The organism is Vibrio sp. 1562 (assembly GCF_033340155.1).
In the GTDB taxonomy this organism is placed as follows: Bacteria; Pseudomonadota; Gammaproteobacteria; order Enterobacterales; family Vibrionaceae; genus Vibrio; species Vibrio alginolyticus.
Genome location: NZ_JAWOVY010000174.1, coordinates 1 through 889, shown reverse-complemented (window position 1 = coordinate 889; position 889 = coordinate 1). Strand labels below are relative to the sequence as shown.

Sequence of the window (889 nt, the reverse complement as noted above, 5' to 3'; positions counted from 1 at the left end):
CCAGTGTGAAAACGGAAAAAGTCGAAAGTGAATCACTGCCTCAATCACTTGAGCTTCGTTTACCACCACTTTCAACCGTGTTCTACAAGCTGAATAAATAATTCAGTCTAATCAAATTCTAAGCCCGTTTTACAATGTAAATCGGGTTTTTTTTGACCTATTTTTTACCTCGAACACTTGTTGTTCCTGATTGAATCAGGCAAGCTCGCTGGTTTGTTTATCATCAATCGCTAATGCATTGGGGAACCACACATGTTGAAAAGGCTTAAGTCATTTCTGTTTAAAATGGTGTTGATATTACTGATTGCCCCAATCGTTTTGGTTGGTGTGGTGAAATATGTCGATCCACCAATATGGGGATGGAAGTTAAGCCGCATTGTTGCGCCACCAAAGAACTATCCAGACAGCAGCCAACACGAATGGGTACCCTTGTCACGTATTTCAAAAAATATGCAGTTAGCGGTGATTGCGACCGAAGACCAAAAATTCCCTCATCATTATGGTGTCGATTTCGAGTCGCTATTCGACGTGATTTCCGAGGCAGGTGATCATGGTCCGTCGAGAGGCGCGAGCACTATTACCCAACAAGCCGCGAAAAATGTGTTTTTGTTTCCTTCTCACTCCTACGTTCGCAAGGCTTATGAGCTTTACTTTGCCTTGCTGATGGAGCTGATGTGGAGTAAAGAGCGCATTCTCGAAGTGTATCTAAATGTGGTTGAATTTGGTCCCGGTATTTACGGCGCTGAAGCGGCGGCGCAGAATTATTTTGGTGTCAGTGCAAAGCAACTCTCGAAGTGGCAAGCAGCGCGTTTAGCCGTGGTGTTGCCAAATCCATATCGAATCAAAGTCTATCCACAAAGTGATTACACTGCTCGCCGCACAAGATGGG

The 889-nt window shown here is 44.3% G+C and carries 1 protein-coding gene; it reads left to right on the top strand.

What is annotated here, in order from left to right; genetic code table 11:
- Positions 1 to 252: 252 nt before the first annotated feature.
- Positions 253 to 889 (top strand): monofunctional biosynthetic peptidoglycan transglycosylase (mtgA, locus tag R7Z49_RS23975; protein ID WP_318112224.1); only part of this gene is annotated, 637 nt, incomplete at its 3' end.